This window comes from Herpetosiphon llansteffanensis (genome assembly GCF_003205875.1).
Classification (GTDB): Bacteria; Chloroflexota; Chloroflexia; order Chloroflexales; family Herpetosiphonaceae; genus Herpetosiphon; species Herpetosiphon llansteffanensis.
This window is the reverse complement of the sequence record NZ_PUBZ01000126.1, coordinates 1-20,310: the sequence shown is the minus strand read 5'-3', so window position 1 is coordinate 20,310 and position 20,310 is coordinate 1. Positions and strand designations below refer to the sequence as shown.

Annotated in this window: 16 protein-coding genes and 1 CRISPR repeat array; of the genes, 15 read left to right on the top strand and 1 reads right to left on the bottom strand. The window is 45.9% G+C overall.

From position 1 onward, the window contains the following. The first annotated feature begins 64 nt into the window (after window positions 1-64). A complete protein-coding gene (locus tag C5S61_RS20675) occupies window positions 65-1,870 on the top strand; it encodes a sensor domain-containing diguanylate cyclase (RefSeq protein WP_110518370.1) in 1,806 nt (601 codons plus the stop codon). A 166-nt stretch (window positions 1,871-2,036) separates the two neighbouring features. Here C5S61_RS20675 and C5S61_RS20670 read toward each other — a convergent pair whose 3' ends face one another. Further along, a complete protein-coding gene (locus C5S61_RS20670; protein ID WP_110518367.1) occupies window positions 2,037-2,441 on the bottom strand; it encodes a DUF7793 family protein in 405 nt (134 codons plus the stop codon). 119 nt (window positions 2,442-2,560) lie between these two features. On the opposite strand from C5S61_RS20670, the gene C5S61_RS20665 reads away from it, so the two are divergent. The 14 genes from C5S61_RS20665 (at window position 2,561) to cas4 (ending at window position 16,691) form a co-directional block, all read left to right on the top strand. Beyond that, window positions 2,561-2,950: a pyrophosphohydrolase domain-containing protein gene (locus tag C5S61_RS20665; RefSeq protein WP_110518365.1), complete on the top strand. Its 390-nt coding sequence runs from the start codon at window positions 2,561-2,563 to the stop codon at window positions 2,948-2,950. A 175-nt stretch (window positions 2,951-3,125) separates the two neighbouring features. Continuing rightward, a complete protein-coding gene (locus C5S61_RS20660; RefSeq protein ID WP_110518363.1) occupies window positions 3,126-5,210 on the top strand; it encodes an O-antigen ligase family protein in 2,085 nt (694 codons plus the stop codon). Continuing rightward, a complete protein-coding gene (locus C5S61_RS20655) occupies window positions 5,207-5,551 on the top strand; it encodes a hypothetical protein (RefSeq protein ID WP_110518361.1) in 345 nt (114 codons plus the stop codon). The genes C5S61_RS20660 and C5S61_RS20655 overlap by 4 nt, the downstream gene beginning before the upstream one ends. A 123-nt stretch (window positions 5,552-5,674) precedes the next feature. Next, window positions 5,675-6,055: a hypothetical protein gene (locus tag C5S61_RS20650; RefSeq protein WP_110518359.1), complete on the top strand. Its 381-nt coding sequence runs from the start codon at window positions 5,675-5,677 to the stop codon at window positions 6,053-6,055. Window positions 6,056-6,329: 274 nt separating this feature from the next. After that, window positions 6,330-6,548, top strand: a complete 219-nt coding sequence (locus C5S61_RS20645) for a hypothetical protein (protein ID WP_110518357.1) — start codon at window positions 6,330-6,332, stop codon at window positions 6,546-6,548. 61 nt (window positions 6,549-6,609) lie between these two features. Continuing rightward, window positions 6,610-7,671 carry a helix-turn-helix transcriptional regulator gene (locus tag C5S61_RS20640; RefSeq protein WP_110518355.1) on the top strand — a complete coding sequence of 354 codons (1,062 nt, stop codon included), beginning with the start codon at window positions 6,610-6,612 and terminating at the stop codon, window positions 7,669-7,671. Window positions 7,672-7,674: 3 nt separating this feature from the next. Then, window positions 7,675-10,272 carry a CRISPR-associated helicase Cas3' gene (gene cas3, locus C5S61_RS20635; protein ID WP_110518353.1) on the top strand — a complete coding sequence of 866 codons (2,598 nt, stop codon included), beginning with the start codon at window positions 7,675-7,677 and terminating at the stop codon, window positions 10,270-10,272. A 9-nt stretch (window positions 10,273-10,281) separates the two neighbouring features. Further along, on the top strand, window positions 10,282-12,027 hold the full coding sequence (locus C5S61_RS20630; RefSeq protein WP_110518351.1) for a hypothetical protein: 1,746 nt from the start codon (window positions 10,282-10,284) through the stop codon (window positions 12,025-12,027). Between the two features lie 25 nt (window positions 12,028-12,052). Continuing rightward, window positions 12,053-13,045 carry a DevR family CRISPR-associated autoregulator gene (locus tag C5S61_RS20625; RefSeq protein WP_110518349.1) on the top strand — a complete coding sequence of 331 codons (993 nt, stop codon included), beginning with the start codon at window positions 12,053-12,055 and terminating at the stop codon, window positions 13,043-13,045. Window positions 13,046-13,061: 16 nt separating this feature from the next. Beyond that, window positions 13,062-13,802, top strand: a complete 741-nt coding sequence (locus C5S61_RS20620; RefSeq protein WP_110518347.1) for a hypothetical protein — start codon at window positions 13,062-13,064, stop codon at window positions 13,800-13,802. Beyond that, entirely contained in the window at window positions 13,799-14,758 is a 960-nt protein-coding gene (gene cas6 / locus C5S61_RS20615; protein ID WP_110518345.1) for a CRISPR system precrRNA processing endoribonuclease RAMP protein Cas6, read from the top strand. Before C5S61_RS20620 ends, cas6 begins: the two co-directional genes overlap by 4 nt. Window positions 14,759-14,776: 18 nt before the next feature. After that, a complete protein-coding gene (gene cas1 / locus C5S61_RS20610) occupies window positions 14,777-15,790 on the top strand; it encodes a CRISPR-associated endonuclease Cas1 (protein WP_110518343.1) in 1,014 nt (337 codons plus the stop codon). A 3-nt stretch (window positions 15,791-15,793) separates the two neighbouring features. Next, window positions 15,794-16,108 (top strand): CRISPR-associated endonuclease Cas2, encoded by a 315-nt coding sequence (cas2, locus tag C5S61_RS20605; protein WP_110518340.1) that lies wholly within the window; start codon window positions 15,794-15,796, stop codon window positions 16,106-16,108. Beyond that, complete coding sequence (cas4, locus tag C5S61_RS20600; RefSeq protein ID WP_110518338.1) at window positions 16,098-16,691, top strand: CRISPR-associated protein Cas4; 594 nt, start codon at window positions 16,098-16,100, stop codon at window positions 16,689-16,691. Before cas2 ends, cas4 begins: the two co-directional genes overlap by 11 nt. A 292-nt stretch (window positions 16,692-16,983) precedes the next feature. Further along, window positions 16,984-20,131: direct repeats of the CRISPR family, unit length 37 nt; unit sequence AATTCAATTATTCGATCCGCCCAGAGGATACTGAAAC. Between the last annotated feature and the right edge of the window lie 179 nt (window positions 20,132-20,310).

The window sequence follows — 20,310 nt, the reverse complement described above, 5'->3', positions numbered from 1 at the left end:
TCAATTGCCATGAGCCACTATGATGCATGCAACGAATTTTTAATCATTACACTGCGTGGCAAGCATGAAGCATGCAACAACTTTAGCAGCGTTACATGCTGCATTGGCCGAAATTCATAACCCAATGCAGCATGTCGATGTGCTTAACCGATTAGTTGCCGAATTGCGTTTAGTTGACCATGAACAGGCTTGGGCGCTCAACCATCAGGCTGAGGGCTTGGCACGCATGGCTGGCGACGATGGCAAGCCCTACACCCAAGGCTTGATCGATTGTTTTTATTGGCGCTCAAAGCTGCTATTTAGCGAACAATCGTATCATCAGGCCTTGACTTATCTTTTTCGGGCTAGCAAATTATGCCAGCTGACCCCGCCACGTCAGCCTGACCCCCATTGGCTTGATATTTTGGATACCAGTTTTCAATCGGCCTCGCTTGGCACCGAAGATAGCGATGCTTTTTTGGCCAGTGGCATCCATAGTGCAGCTGTGCATAATGCGTTGGGCGTGTTGCTGATTGTGCTTGGCAACTACACCGAGGCGTTGCAATATTTGTTGCGCGCCAAACGCGATGCTGTCCAATTAAATGATCAATGGTATGAAGCCTTGATTTGCAACAATCTGGGCTTTTTGCATTGCGAATTGCAAAGCCCAGAAATTGCGCTTGATGAGTTGGCTCATGGCTTGCGTTTGCTCGAAGCGATGACTCAATTTCCTGCTCATCTGCGCATGCGAGCCGAAATTCTCGATAACAGCGGGCGTGCAGCCTGTGCTCTGCGCCAATTTGAGCAGGCAGTTGGCTATGGCGAGCAAGCGCTGGCGCTCTATCACGAAATCGATTGGCAACAAGGCCAAGCTGAATGTCATAATAATTTAGGTTTGGCCTATGCTGGGCTGGAGCAACACAATCAAGCAATTGAGCATTTTACCCATGCCTATGAATTAGCATGTGCCTCAAATAATAGCCACGAAGCGATCGAGGCATTAATTCGCCATGGTGTCTTGCTCAATCAAATTAAGCACTATCAAACTGCGCGCGTAATTCTGGAACAAGCGCTGATTTCAGTAAATCCAAGCACCAATCAACAAAAAGTCTATCGGATTCATCAAGCCTTGGCCGATACATATGAGGCTTTGGACGATTTCAAATCCTCGTTAAAACACTACAAACGCTATTATGAATTAAAAGATACAGTGTTTAACGAGCAATCAGTGCGTCGTATGCAGGTTTTGCAAACAATGTATCGTTTAGATGAAGCCCGCAATCAAGCTGCGCTCTATCATCTGCAAAACGATGACTTACATCAGCAATTAGCCGATATTCAACAAATTAACTTGCAACTGACCGAATGGGCCAAAACCGACTCGCTGACCGAGATTCTCAATCGGCGCGGGCTATACGAGCAAATTGAACAAGCTTTGCAACATCAGCCCGCTGAGAATCAAGGCTGGGCCTGTATTATGTTTGATATTGATTTCTTCAAAACGATTAATGATACCTATGGCCACGATAGCGGCGATGAGGTTTTGCGCGGCATTGCTCAACGAGCGCGCTTGGTGCTGCGCCATAGCGATGTTTTTGGGCGCTACGGTGGCGAAGAATTTTTGGTCTTTTTGCCGCATACCTCAATTCAAGAGGCAATCGTTATTGCCGAGCGCTTGCGCACTGCGATTGCCAACACGCCCTATGTGCTCAAACAAACCGCCGTCAATGTCACCATTAGCCTTGGTATTGCCTGGACTGAGACGATTGATGAGGCTGAACGGCTGACCCAAACCGCCGATCAAGCCTTGTATCGTTCCAAGGCAGCAGGCCGTAATTGCTATACGGTCGAGCGCTTAGATCCAGCGATGAGTCCCGTTTCAGGAAGATAAGCATGCCCTCACCCCAGCCCTTCGCCCACTGGACGCGAGCGAGGGGAGCACACATTTTTACCCCAAATCGTCCAGAACCACAGCTTGCGCGATTCCAAATTAGCGTAGCTTAACCACAAAAGGGGATGCGAGCAATGCCAGCATCCCCTTGCCTAACACTTGTTAATTAGTTAAGTTGATTCACCGCCCAAATTTCAGCATCGGCGGGAGTTTGAAACATTCTGGTTGGGCGGCCACTTCCTCGGCTAATCGTCATATACAAGTTGCCGGTAATCCGGCTTGTAGCCGATTCGACCACGATTGCCAAGCCCCGTGAAGGAAACTTAGCATCGCTATTGGTATAAATATGACGAGCTTCGCGATCGATCGCTTCTAAGGCTCGCATATCGAGAATAACCGCACTGTTTGGCCGATTGGCCAAGAGCCGTTGCATGACTGCTACATTTTCAGTCGCGTCAGCAGGCGTTTCTTGGGCTGCAGGGAGCGAGATGATCCATAAGATCCCACGTGGATCAAAGGAGAATTGCGCAGTACGGGTCTGCGCATCAATCTGGCGTGAGTACATTGTCATGCGAAAAGGCTCCGAACTAGGAACTATCATGCGAATACGACGGCGAAAACGGGGCCGTCAGTTGCAGCATTCGCTGATCACGGGTAGGATAAGCGCGGTTCATTGGTTCGAGGTTGACGATGCCAGATCATAGCGCTGCGGTGCGAGCATTTCACGAGGCGATTGGAATGGAGTTGCCAGATACCCCCCAACTACCATCTGTCGCTGTGCAAGCGTTGCGCCAAACATTACTTCAGGAAGAATATACCGAGCTCCAGGCAGCGATTGCCGCTGGCGATCTCGTGGCTATTGCTCAAGAAGCCGCTGATTTACTGTATGTTACCTATGGCCTATGCCTTGCCTATGGCATCGAGCTTAATGCGGTATTTGCCGAAGTGCATCGGGCAAATTTAGCCAAAACCACAGGCCCGCGCCGTGCCGATGGCAAACAGCTTAAACCTGCCGATTGGCAGCCACCTGATGTTGCAAGCGTCTTGGTGCAACAATCCAAAGCGTCGTTTGATGTCTAGGGTTCAGCAGATATGAACCGTTGCTGATCCTAGCGTATTTCGGTGCTGACGATAACCCCTGCAAGCAGGATTAACCCGCAGGATGTTTGCTCCCACCTTAATTGGCGCTTTGCTTGCTTAATGTGGGATAGCAGCGGCGTGATGTGGTATAGAAATTTTGGAAAGATAGTTGTGTATGGCTCAAATGCGCCAGTTTGATCGGGTGCTGGCTTTGCTCGTCGTTGGCCTATGTTTCTGGACGTTGCTTTTGCCAATGCCAGCCTTATCGAATGCCAATGCTCCTGCTGCATTGCTGCAATCGAGCTTGGCAACGCTCAACCAGCAGGCGGAACAACGCCAAATTGCGGTAACGGCGGCGGCAGTGCTTGATGGCGAGCGCGGTGATTTCGAGCAACGTGGCGTGCAATTAGCTCAACGTAGCCCCGACCAACAAGCTCAAGCGCGGCAAGCCTTGGCCGATGATGTGAATTTGCTGGCCCAAGCTTCATTGGCTGCTGAGCAAGAGCGCCAAGCCTTACAGGCCTACGATGCAGCCTTGATGGGCCAGACCCGTGATTTGGGGGCTTTGGCCGAAGAATTGCGTTCAGCTACGTGGCCAATCGTTGAGCAGCTTAAATTGTATCCGCCGCCGCTTGGCACGCGTGGCGATTGGCTAGCTCCAAACAGCGCGTATTTTCAAACCCGCGCCATCACCATCAGCACAGGCACTTTAGATCAAGCAACCCAAGCGGCAATCGAGGTTGGGCGGGCCAGTTATAGCCAGCGCCAATTACGCGAACTCGACCAAACTTATCGCCAATTGCTTGACCAGTATGCCCAAACCTTGCAACAAACCAGTGCTAGCCAAATAACCCAGCGCCCGTGGTGGCGTTGGGCTTTAGCCACCAGCTTGGCCTTGGGGTTGGCAGGCTTGTTGTGGTGGGTTTTGCGCCATGTGTTGGTCGCTGATTGGCTGCTTTTAGTTGCTGGTTTGGCCTTCGCTACGTGGTTTGGCTTCCCATGGCCATTGGCTGCGCTTGGTTTGCTGGCATTAGTTAGCTTGATTATGCTGCGTCCAAGTTTGGCAGCATGTTTGCCGTTGCTCGCGATTCCGCTCTATTATCGCGCTCGCTTGGTTGGCAGCCTCAGCTTTCCACTCAACGAAACTTTGTTTGGCATTAGCTGCGCAGGCCTTGGCTTGCATTTCGTTTGGCGCTGGTTTCAAGGCCAACGCCCTCAATTAACTTTGCTGAAAGCGCGCTGGTATTGGCCAGTTGTTGCGCTGGGGCTGGGCTTGGTGCTGGCTGCTGGGTTAAGCCTTAGCTCAAGCGGCTTGGTCGAACGCGCTACGGCCCTGCGCGAATTACGTCGCACCATCGTCGAGCCAACAATCTGGGCCTTGCTGGTGCTTGGTTTATTGGCGACCAACCGCGTCAAGCCGCAGAGCATACTTTGGAGCTACATCGTGATGGCGGCTTGGATCGCAGGCGATGGCTTGGTGCGCTTTGCCTTGGGCGAAGGCGTTTGGGCCACCACTGGCGTGCCCCGCTTAATTGGCCTGTTGCCAAGCTCGACCGCCCTCGGCGTGTATTTGGGTGCTGGCTTGGCTGGCAGTTTGGCCTTGGCCTTGAGCGCTGAATCGATGCAACAGCGCCAAGCTGCTTGGCTGTTGAGCCTGCCGCTCAGTTTTGGCGTGTTGTTGACCTTCACTCGCGGCGCATGGCTGGGCGTGATTGGTGCTGTTGCGCTGGTTTTGCTATTACAACGGCGTTGGCGTTTGCTGCTTGGTGCTGGTGGCGTGGCGGCTATCGGTTTGGTTGGCTTTGGTTTGATTCAGCCAAGTTTGCTAGCGCGAGTACTGCGACTGGGCGAAGGCACTGGCTCAGCCCGCCAAGAAATTTGGGCTTCGGCATGGCGCGCCGTGCAAGATCAACCGCTGTTTGGCTTTGGCTTAGATCAATTTGCCCACCTTGAGCCAAGCAGCTATGGCATTCCGCAAATTCGATTTTTGACCTTAGCCCATCCGCATAATGTGCTGCTTGATGTGTGGTTGCAATTGGGCTTGCTTGGCTTGCTGGTGGTTTTGGCCATGCTTGGTTGGCAAATCTGGCGCTGGCTGCACAGCAGGGTAGCTTTGCGTTACGTTGCTTTGGCCATGCTGGCCGATTTAGTCATTCATGGCATGCTTGACCAAACCATGCTCGGCGGTGATATGATATATCTCTGGTGGAGCTTGCTCCTTATCAGTGTGTGGCGGCCAGCCGCAACGGAGGAATCATGAGCGACGGTTTCTTTACTTTGCCCTGTCGAGTTATCTTGCCTGCTGAACAACGTGATCGGTTGGAGCGGCTGTGTCGTGCCCGTTCGATGGAAGTTAGCGATTTGGTCAGCGAATTAGTAGTGCAATATTTGGATGAAGTGCCCGATGCAGCCTTGGCCGAGCCAATTCCCGAGCCATATGCACCGTCGCTGAGCGAGCAATTGCGCCAAAACGAACGTGAATTGCGTCGTTTGCGCATGCGCCAAAATCAATTGGGCGCTTCAGCTCCTGGCTGGCTCGATAATTACGTGGCCGATATTGAGCGCGAAATTGCGGCACTGCGCCAAAAGTTGGCAGGGTAGGAACTGGGGATCGGTAATTGGGGGTTGGGGATTGGTTTTTTACCACGAAGGCTGATTTTCTAACTGAAAGCCTTGAACCCGATCCCTAGCCCCCGATCCCTGACCCCTAGAAAAGGATTTTTGATGAACATCTTATATCTCTTGCATGATCGGCTGCAAATTGCCTTTATGCTCTTTATGATCATTATTGGCATTTGGGGTTGTTTTATCTTTTTTACTGGGCGCTCGATCACTGGCGATTTTTGGGGCGCGTTGGTCATTGGCGAAGGTCTTGTGATTGTTGAGGCAATTGTGGGCATTTTGCTCTACATTGGCGGCGCTCGCCCACAGCGTGATCTGTTTCATATTTTGTATGCAGCAGTGGCGGTTATTTCGATTCCGGCCACGTTTGCCTTTACGCGGGGCCGCGATAATCGTTTTGAAGCATTAATCTATGGCTTGCTCGGCTTCTTTTTGATGGGAATTGCCTTGCGCACCCGCACTACCGCCTTGTTGGCAATGTAAGCCACCTTCAACCAGCTACAACTGCCCGCGTGCTCCACTAAATCGCTTAGTGGAGCACACGTGTTTTAGGCGAATGTGCGAACCTCAGCTGCTTGGTTTGGCCCAATTCATGGATCAATCGCCATTTGACTAGTTTTTCTAACTACGTTGAGACTATTCAATCAATACGCAATGAGTGTGGAATGAAGTTGAGCACGATGTTGCATGTTTTGCAACATGAGATCTGTATCTTGAAATTATCACTTAGTAACTGTAATTTCAGGAGGAACGATCAATGTTTCGACGCTATCCAGATAAGAAGACCCGTGAAACTGCTATCATCACCTTACTCAACCAATCCCCTAATGGATTAACTCAGGCAGAAATAGCCCGATTACTTGACTATCCAGCAAAAATGGTTATGGAAGATCTTCAACGGCTTGAAGATAAGGGTATCTTGCTTTGGCAGGATGAGCGAAATCGATTAGCAATCTTCAAAAGTGCCCCTCATTAAATTACTGTTTTTTTGCCATTGCTGTGCTAAGCTATCGTCGTTGTAGTAGGAGAGCAAACATATGCCTAAGAAAAACCATGATTATACCAAGATCATGGGGGTTCGTCAGTTAGAACGGTTCCTTCTTGAACGTCGAACTCCTATTCGTCAATCAGAATTGGCTACTATTTTTAATTGTAATCGGTCTACAATTCGTCTATGGTTGGTAGAATTAGAGCTTGATGATGTGCCAATTCGGCGAACTAAAGATCGTCGAGTATACATTGACCGCGCTAGCTATTTAATGTATGTTCGTTTATCGCGTGATGAAAGCCTTATTACCATGATTGCCCTACGTTTGATGCAACAGCATCTTCAACAATCAAACTTACATGGGCTTGAAGTAATGCATAAGTTGGGTATGACTCTTAGTCGAGGGGTTGCTAGCCTTGCAGGGGAGCATATCCTACAACAAACCGCGCACCAGCGTACGAGCTTACCGTCACTGAAAAGTAAGGCCCAACGGGCCTTAGAAAAAATTGGTGAGGCTTGGTTATCAGGGCGAAAAATAAGTTGGCGTTATCAGCCATTACGGGGTGTAAAAGCCTTCAATGAAGTATTTCATCCTTACATGATAGAACCGATTGCACTTGGCGGTTCTACCTATGTCGTAGGCTTTTCTGAGCAAGCTCAATCGCTTCGTGCGCGTAAAATCGAACGGATTATTTCTGTTCCCGTTATCGAAGATGAACATTTTGATGTTCATTCGACATTCGATCCGATTCAACTATTTGAGGGAGCGTGGGGAATTTGGTTCTCTCAAGATGAGCAGCCAATAACAATTAGCGTTCGATTCCAACGGCATGTGCGCCAACGGGTTCTTGAGACCCGTTGGCATCCTTCGCAGACAATTCATGAAGATGCATCTGGTAATCTTATTTGGCAGGCCGTACTTGACGATTGGACTCCAATTGTGCCTTGGATTCGGGGTTGGGGGGCGGATTGTGAGGTTCTGGAGCCAAGTGAATTGCGCCATGCCATTATTGCCAATCTTGAACGATCACAAAGCTTATATGGATTATCGAACAATCCTCAAAGTACTACACCAAATGATGATGTTCTCCGTACCTTATTAGGAGAATAACCCATGAATCCTTATTTACGCCCGTTTCAACAGCGTGTATTCAATCGCTTAACACAGCAGCAAAATGTCATTTTACAGGCCCCAACTGGAGCAGGGAAGACTCGTGCAGCAATTGCTGCTTTTGTTCAGAAACTCGCTGCTAAATTAGCAGTAGATTTCCCTTCACGCTGTATCTATGCTGTCCCAACCCGAGTTTTGACTGAGCAATTCTTTATTGAGTATGCCGATTTGGCCCAACGGGTTGATCGCAATTATGATCAAAAGTTACATCAGCAATTTGCTGAATTTCATCGTGAACCAATAACTAAACAAACGGGCGATCAACCAAACGATCCTCATTTTGAGGCAGCGCTTACTTTTTGTACTATTGATCAATTACTCGCTAGCTTTCTCGGTATTCCTTATGGCATTGGAAGTAAAAATGCGAATATTAATCCGTCGGCTGTAATTAGCAGTTACTTGGTGCTAGATGAGTTTCATCTGTATCCTGTTGATCGTGAACATCAACAATCTTTTGGGGCCCGTACAACTGCTTTACGCATGCTTCAATTGCTCCAACATCGCCAAATTCAACTTAGTCCATTTACATTAATGACTGCAACCTTTTCCAGTCAGTTGATACAAGAACTGGCAACTATTTTAAATGCATCAATTGTTAGCGTTCTTCCAGAAGTAGATTCCGAGGCGGAGTCCGATGAACTGGATCAATTAAATGCTAATCGTCAACGTATTTATGATATTCAAGCCCAGCCATTAACTGCTGATAGCGTCTTAGCATTTCATGAAACCCTTTCGCTGGTTATTTGTAATACGGTTAAACGTGCCCAACAAATCTATTTAGAATTACAAGAATCGACCAAAGGATCAGTCGAGCTATTATTGCTCCACAGCCGTTTTACTGATGTGGATCGAGCTTCTAAACAGCAATTGATTGCATCCAAAACCGGCAAAGAGGCATGGATAAATGGATTGGCATCACAACAAAATTTGATTATTGTTACAACCCAAGTTATTGAAGTTGGGGTTGATATTTCAGTCCTTCATCTGCATAGTGAGATTGCCCCAGCTAATAGTCTCATTCAACGAGCGGGGCGCTGTGCCAGATTTCCTGGTCAAAAAGGCTTTGTTCATATTTATCCTATTGCTCATGATGTGCAGGCTAGTGCTTATTTACCATATGATCGTGAAGAATGCCTCAAAACCTTGGATGCGTGTCAAAATTATCAGCATCAGCATGTAGGATTCCTTCAAGAACAAAGCTTAATTGATGCTGTTCATACTGAAAATGATCTGCAATTACTAGAATTGTATGCCCAAAATCGTGATCGAATTGATAAATCGATTGCCTCAGGTTGGGCTAAAGCTGAACGTGGGATCTCCTCACAATTAATTCGCAATGTAACCCAAGTTAATTTTGTGATTCACGATAATCCTAATTCTGCTCTGACGACAAATCCATGGGAATATCAAACCTTCGGAATGCGCCCAGCAAGTCTCATCGGAATATGGAAAAAACTTGAGAATACCGTCGAACAAGGCCCTCAAGCAGCAGATTGGCTTGAACATGATGACCAAAACATCATTGGCTATACTGCTAAATTACTTGATGTTGAACAATCGCTCGAAGATGAGCGAATTGAACCTCGTTATACATGGCAAGCGATTAGTAATCACAATGAGATTACAACTAGTATTGTGCTTGCTTTTCCACGTCGTTATGTGCAATATAACTCGGAAATTGGGATTATCTTTCGCGATGGGTCATTTCCTCAGCTTGAAGCGGTTTGGAATAGCATTTTTCAAAGTGATCTGCGAGTTTCCCAGCGTAAACAGTTCAATATAATAGAATATCAACAAGAAAGTTATTTTGAGCACATTCATGGCCTGTATCGTGCCTATCAATCACGCTTGATTGATGAAATTCAGTATGCTGCTAAAAAACTAGAGCAAATAATGCGCTTACCTCATGGTTTAATCGATCGCGCTATTCGATTAGCAATTGCTTGTCATGATCTGGGTAAACTCGGCGAAGGATGGCAAGAATTTGCTAAAAAATGGCAACACCTATTAATTACAACATATCCTAAGAAATATGAAACCTATACACCGCAAAAATATCCTTTTGCACATACAGATAGCGAAAAAGAGCATCGTCCATTACGCAATCTTATTGCCAAACCTCCCCCTCATGCGTGTGAAAGTGCTTTCTTAGCTCATACATTCATTGAATCTAGCCTAGGATTCTATGAAGATGAAGATCCTCAAATTGCCAAACTTGCGCGCGCAACCGTTGCTGCAATAGCTCGTCATCATGCTTCGTTTTCGCAAGAATATCAAGCTATTGATTTGATCAAGGAAGCTCAAACTACGCTTAATGATGTATTGGCACTTGTTTCACAAGGCCAAGCTTGGCAATTTGAGCTTGATTTATTAATAGAAACGATTCCATTTTCAGGTTCTCTAACGAGTCAGCAAATGACAACAATTGCTGCTGATGCAACACTCCAAACCAATCTCCATGAAGCATTTTGTTATTTTCTTATCGTGCGTATCTTGAGACTTTGCGACTGGCGTTCGTTCTTTTATACGCATAAGCATTAGGAGTTATCTATGCCGTTATATGATTTTTATATCGACAAACGTTCTGGTACCTCAGCTGATACCTTGTTAGCCGTCGGTTTTGCTGAGATTCTCGATACGCTTAGTGGTCAGGATGTTGAAATTCATGATCGAGGTTCACATTATCAACTTAGATCGCGGTTTGATCCTACAACAATTGTTGATAATATCGAACACCTTAATTTAATTCAGCCAATTAGTACTGATAAACAGCCAATTGTTGACGGATTTTCCTATGAACAGCAAAAAGCGCAACGTGATATCTATCGTAAGTTACTAAACGAATTACCACCCAAATTGCGTAATACTGATGCAATTCTCAATCAGGCTCCAGATTTGGTGGCGATTGCAGATCAAAAACCTTCATCTTTATTACCACTTTATCTGATCATTAATCAAATGAAAGTTGCAATTTCATTTAATCCACCAATTATTAATTGGAGAAATTTATCTATCCAACAAAAAAATACTATTCTCGAATTATTAATTCGTCTTTTTAGAATTACACCTAACCCATATCAAGCTATTGTTAAAGAATGGCAAATATTTGCTAAACAGCATAAATTAGATCAAACAATGACAATGCTCCAAGTGACAAATCCGACTGCAGGGAAGGGTGCTAATCGACCTAAATCAAATAGGCTTGATATTGGGAATATGGAAGAGTGGTGGGTTTTAGAATGGATTAAATTTCTTGGTTTTTTTGATTTGGCTCATCCTCAAGTAATTCGTGACAGTAAGGATCGAAAAACCTATATTATTAAACCAAAAGCGATTTATTTCCGTGAATTGCGCAAAATTGTTGATGCATTTCGCGAGGTTGCCTGGAGTAATAGCCCTGTCAAAATGGATGTGCAAAATATTTTACGCTTGCTTCAAGTATTGGTGAAAAACCAAAGGAATGCCTTAAGTAATACTCAAACCCACTCCAAACGTAAATACAAACCACCAAGCGACCTGATCGAAGGTTGTGAGGTAACTTTTTATAAAGATATGGGTAGTGCTTTTGCCGTAATGAATATTGCAGCCCTGAATATTCCTGAATGGATTCCGGCAATCGAAACTCTCGCTCAAGCCCATCAAATTGATTTAGTTCTCAAGGAACACCTTGCAGTTGTTCAAACTATTCGAGCCTATGATGGAGGTGAACGGAGTGAAGAATATAGCTTATTAGCATGCTATCGTGATTTTCTTTCAAGCCGTACAGTTGAGCCACTTTTAGATTTTTGTGCCTTATACGCGCCTTATCTTGGCCAAAAAATTGAACGTGGTGAAAAAACACAACGTTTCTCTGTTCCTACACTTACGGAGGTATTTTCAATGCAAAAACCACTTAATTCAATTATTAGTTCGATTGGATTTCAGAAAATTGCTGATGCAATTCGAAACTGTACTGTTACGTTGCAGTATAAAAAAGCGAAAGGAGAACGAGTCGCTTTTGAAATTCGGTATGGCCTAACTCAAGAACTTATTCGGCGATCAAATCATACCGATGATTTTATTGCTTCATTGACCGATTTTATTGCTAAATATAATACTGAAAGCGCTCAGAAATTTGAAACATCGAAAGGAGTTGATAAACGTTCACGTGTTACTCAAACCGATCTTGACGACATTATTGCATTGCTTGATGTGGGCTATAAATCCTCAGTTATTGCTCGCATGCTTGTAGCATATGGGAGTGCTCGCAAAGAACGTAAAATTAACGAAGCAGGATCAATATCCGAAGAAGTATAGGATTATATATTAGGAGTATCTAATTATGAAAAACCTTGGATCATTATCTATCTCAGCTGAAGCAATTATCGATATGCATTCACTTAATAATGAAGGTGGTGAAGGGAATCAAATTCAAACACGAATGGTTGATGTCGTTGTTCGTGATCAAGATAATAATCCACGAATTGAAAGCGTTAATGCTATTTCAGGCGATATGTTTAAGCATATTCAAGCCGAACACTTATTTCGGATTGCTCAATCAAATGATGTACTTCAGCTATGTAATGCTTGTAAGCGTTTTAATGCTAATCGAATCTCTGGTGATCCAACATTTATCGAGTTTATTAATAAAAAGAAACCTAAACCAGCAGAAGTCTTAGATTACCTCATCCAAGCATGTACGATCGATGATCTTGAAGGTATTTTGATTACCGAAGGTAAACAATCTGTTCCACGCAAGAGCGTTGTAGAATTTGGTTGGGTTGTTGGTCGGCCTGAAAGCACGCGTACTGGGCAGTATTTTCATGTCAAATATAATCCCGAAAAACCAGGCCAAGAAGGTGATAATCGTTCCGGTAACCAAGGACAAGCTATTTTTCATCGGCCTGCAAGCAGCGGCGTATATGCGCTGGTTTGTAATTTAGAGTTGGGAAGGATTGGTTATAACGACCTAAGTCAGCGTTATGTATTAAATGATGTAGAGCGCCTTGCCCGTTATCAAGCATTACTTAAAAGTCTCTTGTACACATTGATTCGACCAGCAGGTGCAATGCGTAGTGCTCAATTGCCCCATCTTGTTGATATTCGTGGAGTTGTTAGTTATAGCATAAGCACGATTCCTGCTCCAACATTTAGTGCAATCAATCCTCAATTTATCCATCAAAGTACGCAAGTAAAAAAGGCCTTGAACGCAGGTGAGGCTTTTGATGCTGTTACGGTTGAAGAGTTTAGCGACTTTGCAAGCCTCAGTGCCATCCTTGCTGATTTAATTACCAATAGTGAGCCACTCAAATTTGGACTACAAACAGGACGGTAAACGAGGAGGATTATCTATGTGGATGAGTGCATCATTTTTACCAACAAGTTTATTTAGTTTGCGTCCGGCGCTGGCTACAGCGTCGGGCGCTCAGAGCTTACTTGTACCAACACCATTTGCTATTAAGATGGCATTGGTAAGTAACGTGATTCAACTTTTTGGAATCGATCTTGGTAGTCACGTATGGCCTGCAATTCGTGATGCAGAGATAGCTTTAAAGTTACCAGAGCTTGTGGTTGTTGCTAAAACATTTATTAAAATTCAACGCCCTAAAAGATTTAAGCAAAATAATCAAGAAGAATTTATTCAAGCCCTTAACGATGGTCTATATCCGTTTAATCCTACAATTGCTTTTCGTGAGTTTGTGCAATTCGAAGGTGAGGTTGGAATTGCTATTAAAATTCATGATTCACAATACAATAAAATAATTGAATCAGCTTTCAAACATATTTCATATTTTGGTAAGCGTGGTGGTTTTTGGCAACGTCAAACTCAGATTGTATTGCTTGATACGCTCGATTATAGTTGGATAAACCTAACAATTAATCAAACCAGTATATTCATCCAAGGCACGCTGCAATTACTTGACGATTGTGGAAAAAAGCTTTCTTGGGAGCATGTAAATATCTATTCTGAAAAATCAATAAAAATTGATAATGATGAGCGTATTTTACGGCCTATTGTTTTACCCTATACCTTAACTCGTTCCAGTTACCGATATACAGTATATACACGGATTGAGGAGCCTCATTTATGAACCTTGCAGTTCATCATATTCGGGTACAAGCCAAGGCGATTGCGCCACTTCAGTTGCATGTGCATACTGGGGCGGCGTTACGTGGCGCGTTTTTTAATGCGCTTTGGGAGCGATTTTGTACCAATCATGCAGCCAAAACCTGTGTTGAATGTCCGTTGCTGCAGGCTTGTCCGGTGAGCAGTTTAATGGCTCCTCATCGCGATGATTCGCCGCGTGGTAATGATGTTCCGCGCCCATTTGCAATTCGGCCACCGCTGCATCATGCTGGCTCGTTCGCTCCCGATGAACAATTTGCCTGGGGCCTGACCCTGATTGGCCAATCAACCAAGCTTTTTCCTTATGTAGCAATGGCCTTGCAGATGATGGGCCAGAATGGGCTGGGCAAGCGGGTTGCCGCCAACGATTGGGAACGCGGGCGGTTTGTTGTCGAGCAGGTTGATGCAGTGCAATTGCTGTACGATCAGACTCAGCTCATTCAAGCTGCTGGGAGCCAACGAATTCAAACGCCCAACTTGCCGATGACTTGGGCCGATGCTGAAAAAGTTGCACAAACGCTCTCAACTACGAACATCAGGCTGCATTTTATGACACCAATGCGAATTATCGAGCAAAAAATATTGCTCAAAGTACCCCAGTTACGGCCAATTGTTCAACGCCTCACCGAGCGCCACGATGGTCTAGCCCGCGAACATGGCAGCGAACCATTTTCCTACGAACAGCGTCAGGCGTTGCTCAACGCAGCTGCCACGATTAAGCTTGTTCAAAACGATACGCATTGGGTCGAGCTTGATAGTTATTCAGCACGCCAGCGACGTAAAACCCCAATTGGCGGCCTCGTAGGGAGTGCCGAGTATAGCGGCGATCTGGCGTTGCTTTTGCCGCTGTTGGTCTGGGGCAGTGTCATTCAAGTTGGCAAAGATACCACCAAAGGCAACGGCGTTTATCGAATTTCATAACCAATTCTGGAGTATCCGATGGAATTAATTGTCCATGAACGAGGCACCTTTATTCAAAAACATCAAGGTCGCTTGCGCGTCATGCGCGAAAAAGAACGCTTGGCCGAAGTTCCATTGCTGATTCTCGATCAAGTGATTATTGAATCGTATGGCGTTGGCATTTCATCCGATGCAGTGCGGGCTTGTGCTGAACACGGAATCCCGATTCATTTTTTGAGTAGTACCGGTACTGCTTATGCCTCGCTCTACAGCGCTGGATTAACTGGCACAGTCCAAACTCGGCGTGCCCAACTCCAAGCCTTTGAAAATGAGCGCGGAGCGTGGCTGGCTCGGGCTTTCGTCGCTGGCAAATTAGAAAATCAGCATAATTTGCTGCGCATGATGGCCAAATATCGCAAAACTGCTGACCCTGCTTGTTTTGCCCGCGTTCAACCGATCATTGCCGAAATACGTGACCATATTATTGAGGCCGAGCGGATACTGCCTACGCAGCTTGAGCAGATTCGACCAACGCTCTTGAGTATCGAGGGTCGGGGTGCGGCTCGCTATTGGCTTGGAGTCCGTGAATTATTGTTGTGTGATCTCGATTGGCCTGGGCGCGAAACCCAAGGCGCACGCGATCCGCTGAATAGTGCCTTGAATTATGGCTATGGCATTTTGTATAGCCAAATTGAACGCTGCTTGGTGTTGGCTGGGCTTGATCCCTATGGCGGTTTTATGCACACCGATCGGCCAGGCAAACCTTCTTTAGTGCTCGATTTGATTGAAGAATTTCGCCAAACTGTGGTTGATCGCACGATTTTGGGCTTGGTGAATCGCAAAATGGCAATTGAGCAAGATGAAACTGGCCGATTAAGTGAGCATACCCGTTCGATGATTCGCGAGCGCTTGTTTAAACGCCTAGAAGCCAGCGAACCCTATGAGACGAAACGGGTCAGTTTACGGGTGATTATGCAATCGCAGGCTCGTCATCTGGCAACCTTTGTCCGTGGCGATCGCGAAACCTACACCCCCTTTATTGCAGCGTGGTAGCCCATGCGAACCTTACTAATCTACGATATTGTGGATGATCGGATTCGCACCAAAGTCGCCGATTTATGCCTTGATTATGCCCTGCAACGGATTCAATATAGTGCGTTTATGGGCGATATTCCACGCACCCTGAGCGAAGAATTGTGGCTCAAAATTAGCAAGTTGGTCAACAATCAAGAACATTCGATTGAACTGATTCCAATTTGTGCCAAAGATTGGCTTGAGCGCCGCAGCTCATCAGGCAAGCCCAAACCAGCCGCCCGTACTGTCGACGATGACGACGATGGCTGGGGTGCAAGGAGTAGTGATGATGACTGATGACACAGGCTATTTTCTCGAAGTTACCGACATTAAACAGCATCGCATTTGTCCAAGAGTCGTGTTTTATCGCTATTGTTTGCCACGAGTGCGGCCAATAACTGGCAAAATGGCGCTTGGCATCGAGCGCCATCGTGAAGAAATTGGCCGCGAAGAACGGCGCTCGTTAAGAGCCTATGGTTTGACGAGTGGCGAGCGCCAGTTTGATTGCTTGTTGCGCTCAACCCGCTATCGACTGGTTGGGATGCTCGATTTAATCATCATCACGGAGAATGAATGTATTCCAGTTGAATACAAGCTCTCTGAACGCATGCCTGGCAGCCATGTCAAAGCCCAATTAGCTGCCTATGCGTTGTTATTGACCGAACAATTGCAAAAGCCGGTTCGCCGTGGATTTAGCTATCTCTTGCCATTACGGAAGGCAGTTGAAATTCCATTGGGCCAACGGCTCTTGAATGATGTTGAGCGGAGCATTGAGCACATTCATCAGATGATTGCCCATGAAGCGATGCCACCAGCCCCTAAGCAACAGGCAATTTGCGTTAATTGTGAATTTCGCCGCTTCTGCAACGATGTGCTTTAGTTTTTTTTGCCCAATCCAAAGCGAAATTCGCAACTCGATTAATTGAGGGATGATTTTGGGCCATTTTGAGTGGTTAATCGTTTTGATGAGCTGATATAGCTGATTGCAAAGCCCTAACGCTGTTTCGCAACTCTCCCCGTTTTTTGCCCAAAATGCGAGTTGCGAAACATCCGTAGAATCGAGTATGATACCGTGAGTATTGAGCTAAAACTGAATCGCTACCGTTGCCGCTGCGGCCTAGAATGCAGCCTACGCAGGATTTACCTCGGCGCAAGCGTTTAGCAAATCGGCGAATTCAATTATTCGATCCGCCCAGAGGATACTGAAACGTTCAAACAACTGATAGCGCTTGCCATCGCTGTATTAATTCAATTATTCGATCCGCCCAGAGGATACTGAAACAATGTAGGCGGTTTTCAATGGCCAAGGACGAACAATTCAATTATTCGATCCGCCCAGAGGATACTGAAACAATCGACCATTGTGATTGAGGAAGATCATCGCGAAATTCAATTATTCGATCCGCCCAGAGGATACTGAAACATGGGCAACCAATGCAACGTTGTGGATGGGGCAATATAATTCAATTATTCGATCCGCCCAGAGGATACTGAAACGCGCTGCGAAAGCCTGAACCTCTATGACTACAACATAATTCAATTATTCGATCCGCCCAGAGGATACTGAAACGCTGCTGGAGCGGCGAACGTGCCGCTGGCAAGTAGAATTCAATTATTCGATCCGCCCAGAGGATACTGAAACTCAGCAGCGCGGCCTTCCTGTGCCATCTGTTGCGCAAATTCAATTATTCGATCCGCCCAGAGGATACTGAAACGCCAATTGGGCATCAACGTGTATGACTATGTGCGTGAAATTCAATTATTCGATCCGCCCAGAGGATACTGAAACACCTAGGAGGGGTATAGCACCATGGCAAAGCGTTTAGAATTCAATTATTCGATCCGCCCAGAGGATACTGAAACAAGCACGGCGCTATGCGCAACTGATTGCATCTGCAAATTCAATTATTCGATCCGCCCAGAGGATACTGAAACAGTTGAACGGCGCGGCCAATTCACCAATAACATAAATTCAATTATTCGATCCGCCCAGAGGATACTGAAACTAGGCTTGAGAGTGAATGATAGGAACCTGATAGCTTAAATTCAATTATTCGATCCGCCCAGAGGATACTGAAACGCGCTATCGCGAAGGCGAGACGGTCTATGTTAAGGAAATTCAATTATTCGATCCGCCCAGAGGATACTGAAACTGTCAAAAACTGACTTGTTTATGGCAATCGGGGTTAATTCAATTATTCGATCCGCCCAGAGGATACTGAAACTCCGCAATATCGCCAATCAAGGCGATGACAACAATATAATTCAATTATTCGATCCGCCCAGAGGATACTGAAACTTTTGGAGTGCCACCAAACCATGCATCGCCTTGAATTCAATTATTCGATCCGCCCAGAGGATACTGAAACAACGCCTCGATCGCCGCGTTGTCTAATTCGTCTAAGAATTCAATTATTCGATCCGCCCAGAGGATACTGAAACTCGGTTAGTAAGGTTGCATACTCCAGTGCGCCGTTGAATTCAATTATTCGATCCGCCCAGAGGATACTGAAACGTAATTGGGAATACGTCGATAGCACAGGCCTTGCCGAATTCAATTATTCGATCCGCCCAGAGGATACTGAAACAAAACGCGGTAGCTAGTGAGCTGATGGAAGCCATTAATTCAATTATTCGATCCGCCCAGAGGATACTGAAACATAGACAGGACTAGAGTTTATAGACATGGTTGAGAATTCAATTATTCGATCCGCCCAGAGGATACTGAAACTTCACGGTTTCATCTTTTGAACAGTAATCAGCTAAGAATTCAATTATTCGATCCGCCCAGAGGATACTGAAACAAGATGGCCTTGTCTATCCTGACTTTGATCCGGCGAAATTCAATTATTCGATCCGCCCAGAGGATACTGAAACTGCTGAATGATTCAATTCTAATCAGCGAGCTAGAATTCAATTATTCGATCCGCCCAGAGGATACTGAAACCAGGCATGACTCGCGGGCAACTGGAAGATGCATTAATTCAATTATTCGATCCGCCCAGAGGATACTGAAACGCCAAGCGAGTGGACACATACAAACCTGCCGAGCAATTCAATTATTCGATCCGCCCAGAGGATACTGAAACTTGAACGCATCAATGTGAAGGCCAACCCCGCGCTAATTCAATTATTCGATCCGCCCAGAGGATACTGAAACATGATGTGGTATTCGACACGATGTTGGACAAAATCTAAATTCAATTATTCGATCCGCCCAGAGGATACTGAAACGCATTGTGGGCATGAGCTTGACGATGATTACTTGGCAATTCAATTATTCGATCCGCCCAGAGGATACTGAAACACATCTTCGACGGCGTAGAGCAAAGCAGTAGTGGAATTCAATTATTCGATCCGCCCAGAGGATACTGAAACGTGTGACCGCCTGCTAGGTACGCCTTGTATTTGGCGAATTCAATTATTCGATCCGCCCAGAGGATACTGAAACTAAGCAGGCTGACGAAACCCGTAGTCGATGGGCAAAATTCAATTATTCGATCCGCCCAGAGGATACTGAAACGTCACGATCACCACACCTTCGATGTAGCGCTCGAATTCAATTATTCGATCCGCCCAGAGGATACTGAAACAAATGGCTGACGCTCATCGGGTCGCACGCGTGGCTAATTCAATTATTCGATCCGCCCAGAGGATACTGAAACAATCTTGCCACAGCACATAGCAGCGGTGGATGGTGAATTCAATTATTCGATCCGCCCAGAGGATACTGAAACAACCGCAGCGGCTATGGGCAGTATTCGTGGCGATAAATTCAATTATTCGATCCGCCCAGAGGATACTGAAACGTTTTGACAATCAGCCATTTGGGGTCAGCAAGCCAGAATTCAATTATTCGATCCGCCCAGAGGATACTGAAACCCAACGGGTGCATGGTCGTGCGCAGCGTGGATGGAAAATTCAATTATTCGATCCGCCCAGAGGATACTGAAACTATGTCAATTTGACCGATCAAGGCTTGCAAGCGGGGCAATTCAATTATTCGATCCGCCCAGAGGATACTGAAACTCGCCACCACGGCAACGCGGATTGACGCTACCCGCAATTCAATTATTCGATCCGCCCAGAGGATACTGAAACAATTGAAAGATGCGTTTGAAACGGACTTCGTCTTAAAAATTCAATTATTCGATCCGTCCAGAGGATACTGAAACAAGGGTTTTGTTTTCGGTTTCGACACACGGTCGGATTATTTCAATTATTCGATCCGTCCAGAGGATACTGAAACAGTGGTACAGCAGGCACAAGGGCTAAATTAGTGAATTTCAATTATTCGATCCGTCCAGAGGATACTGAAACAACCTACTACCCGCCGATCAAGGGCGCGGTCATTCATTTCAATTATTCGATCTGATGTGGTCACGATTTAATGGACAATCGTTCTTATCCGCTCCACGCTGCTTCAATCATCGCGGGTGTTTGGTAGCCTAACCCCGAATGCAGTCGTTGGCGATTGTAAAAAATTTCGATATATTCGA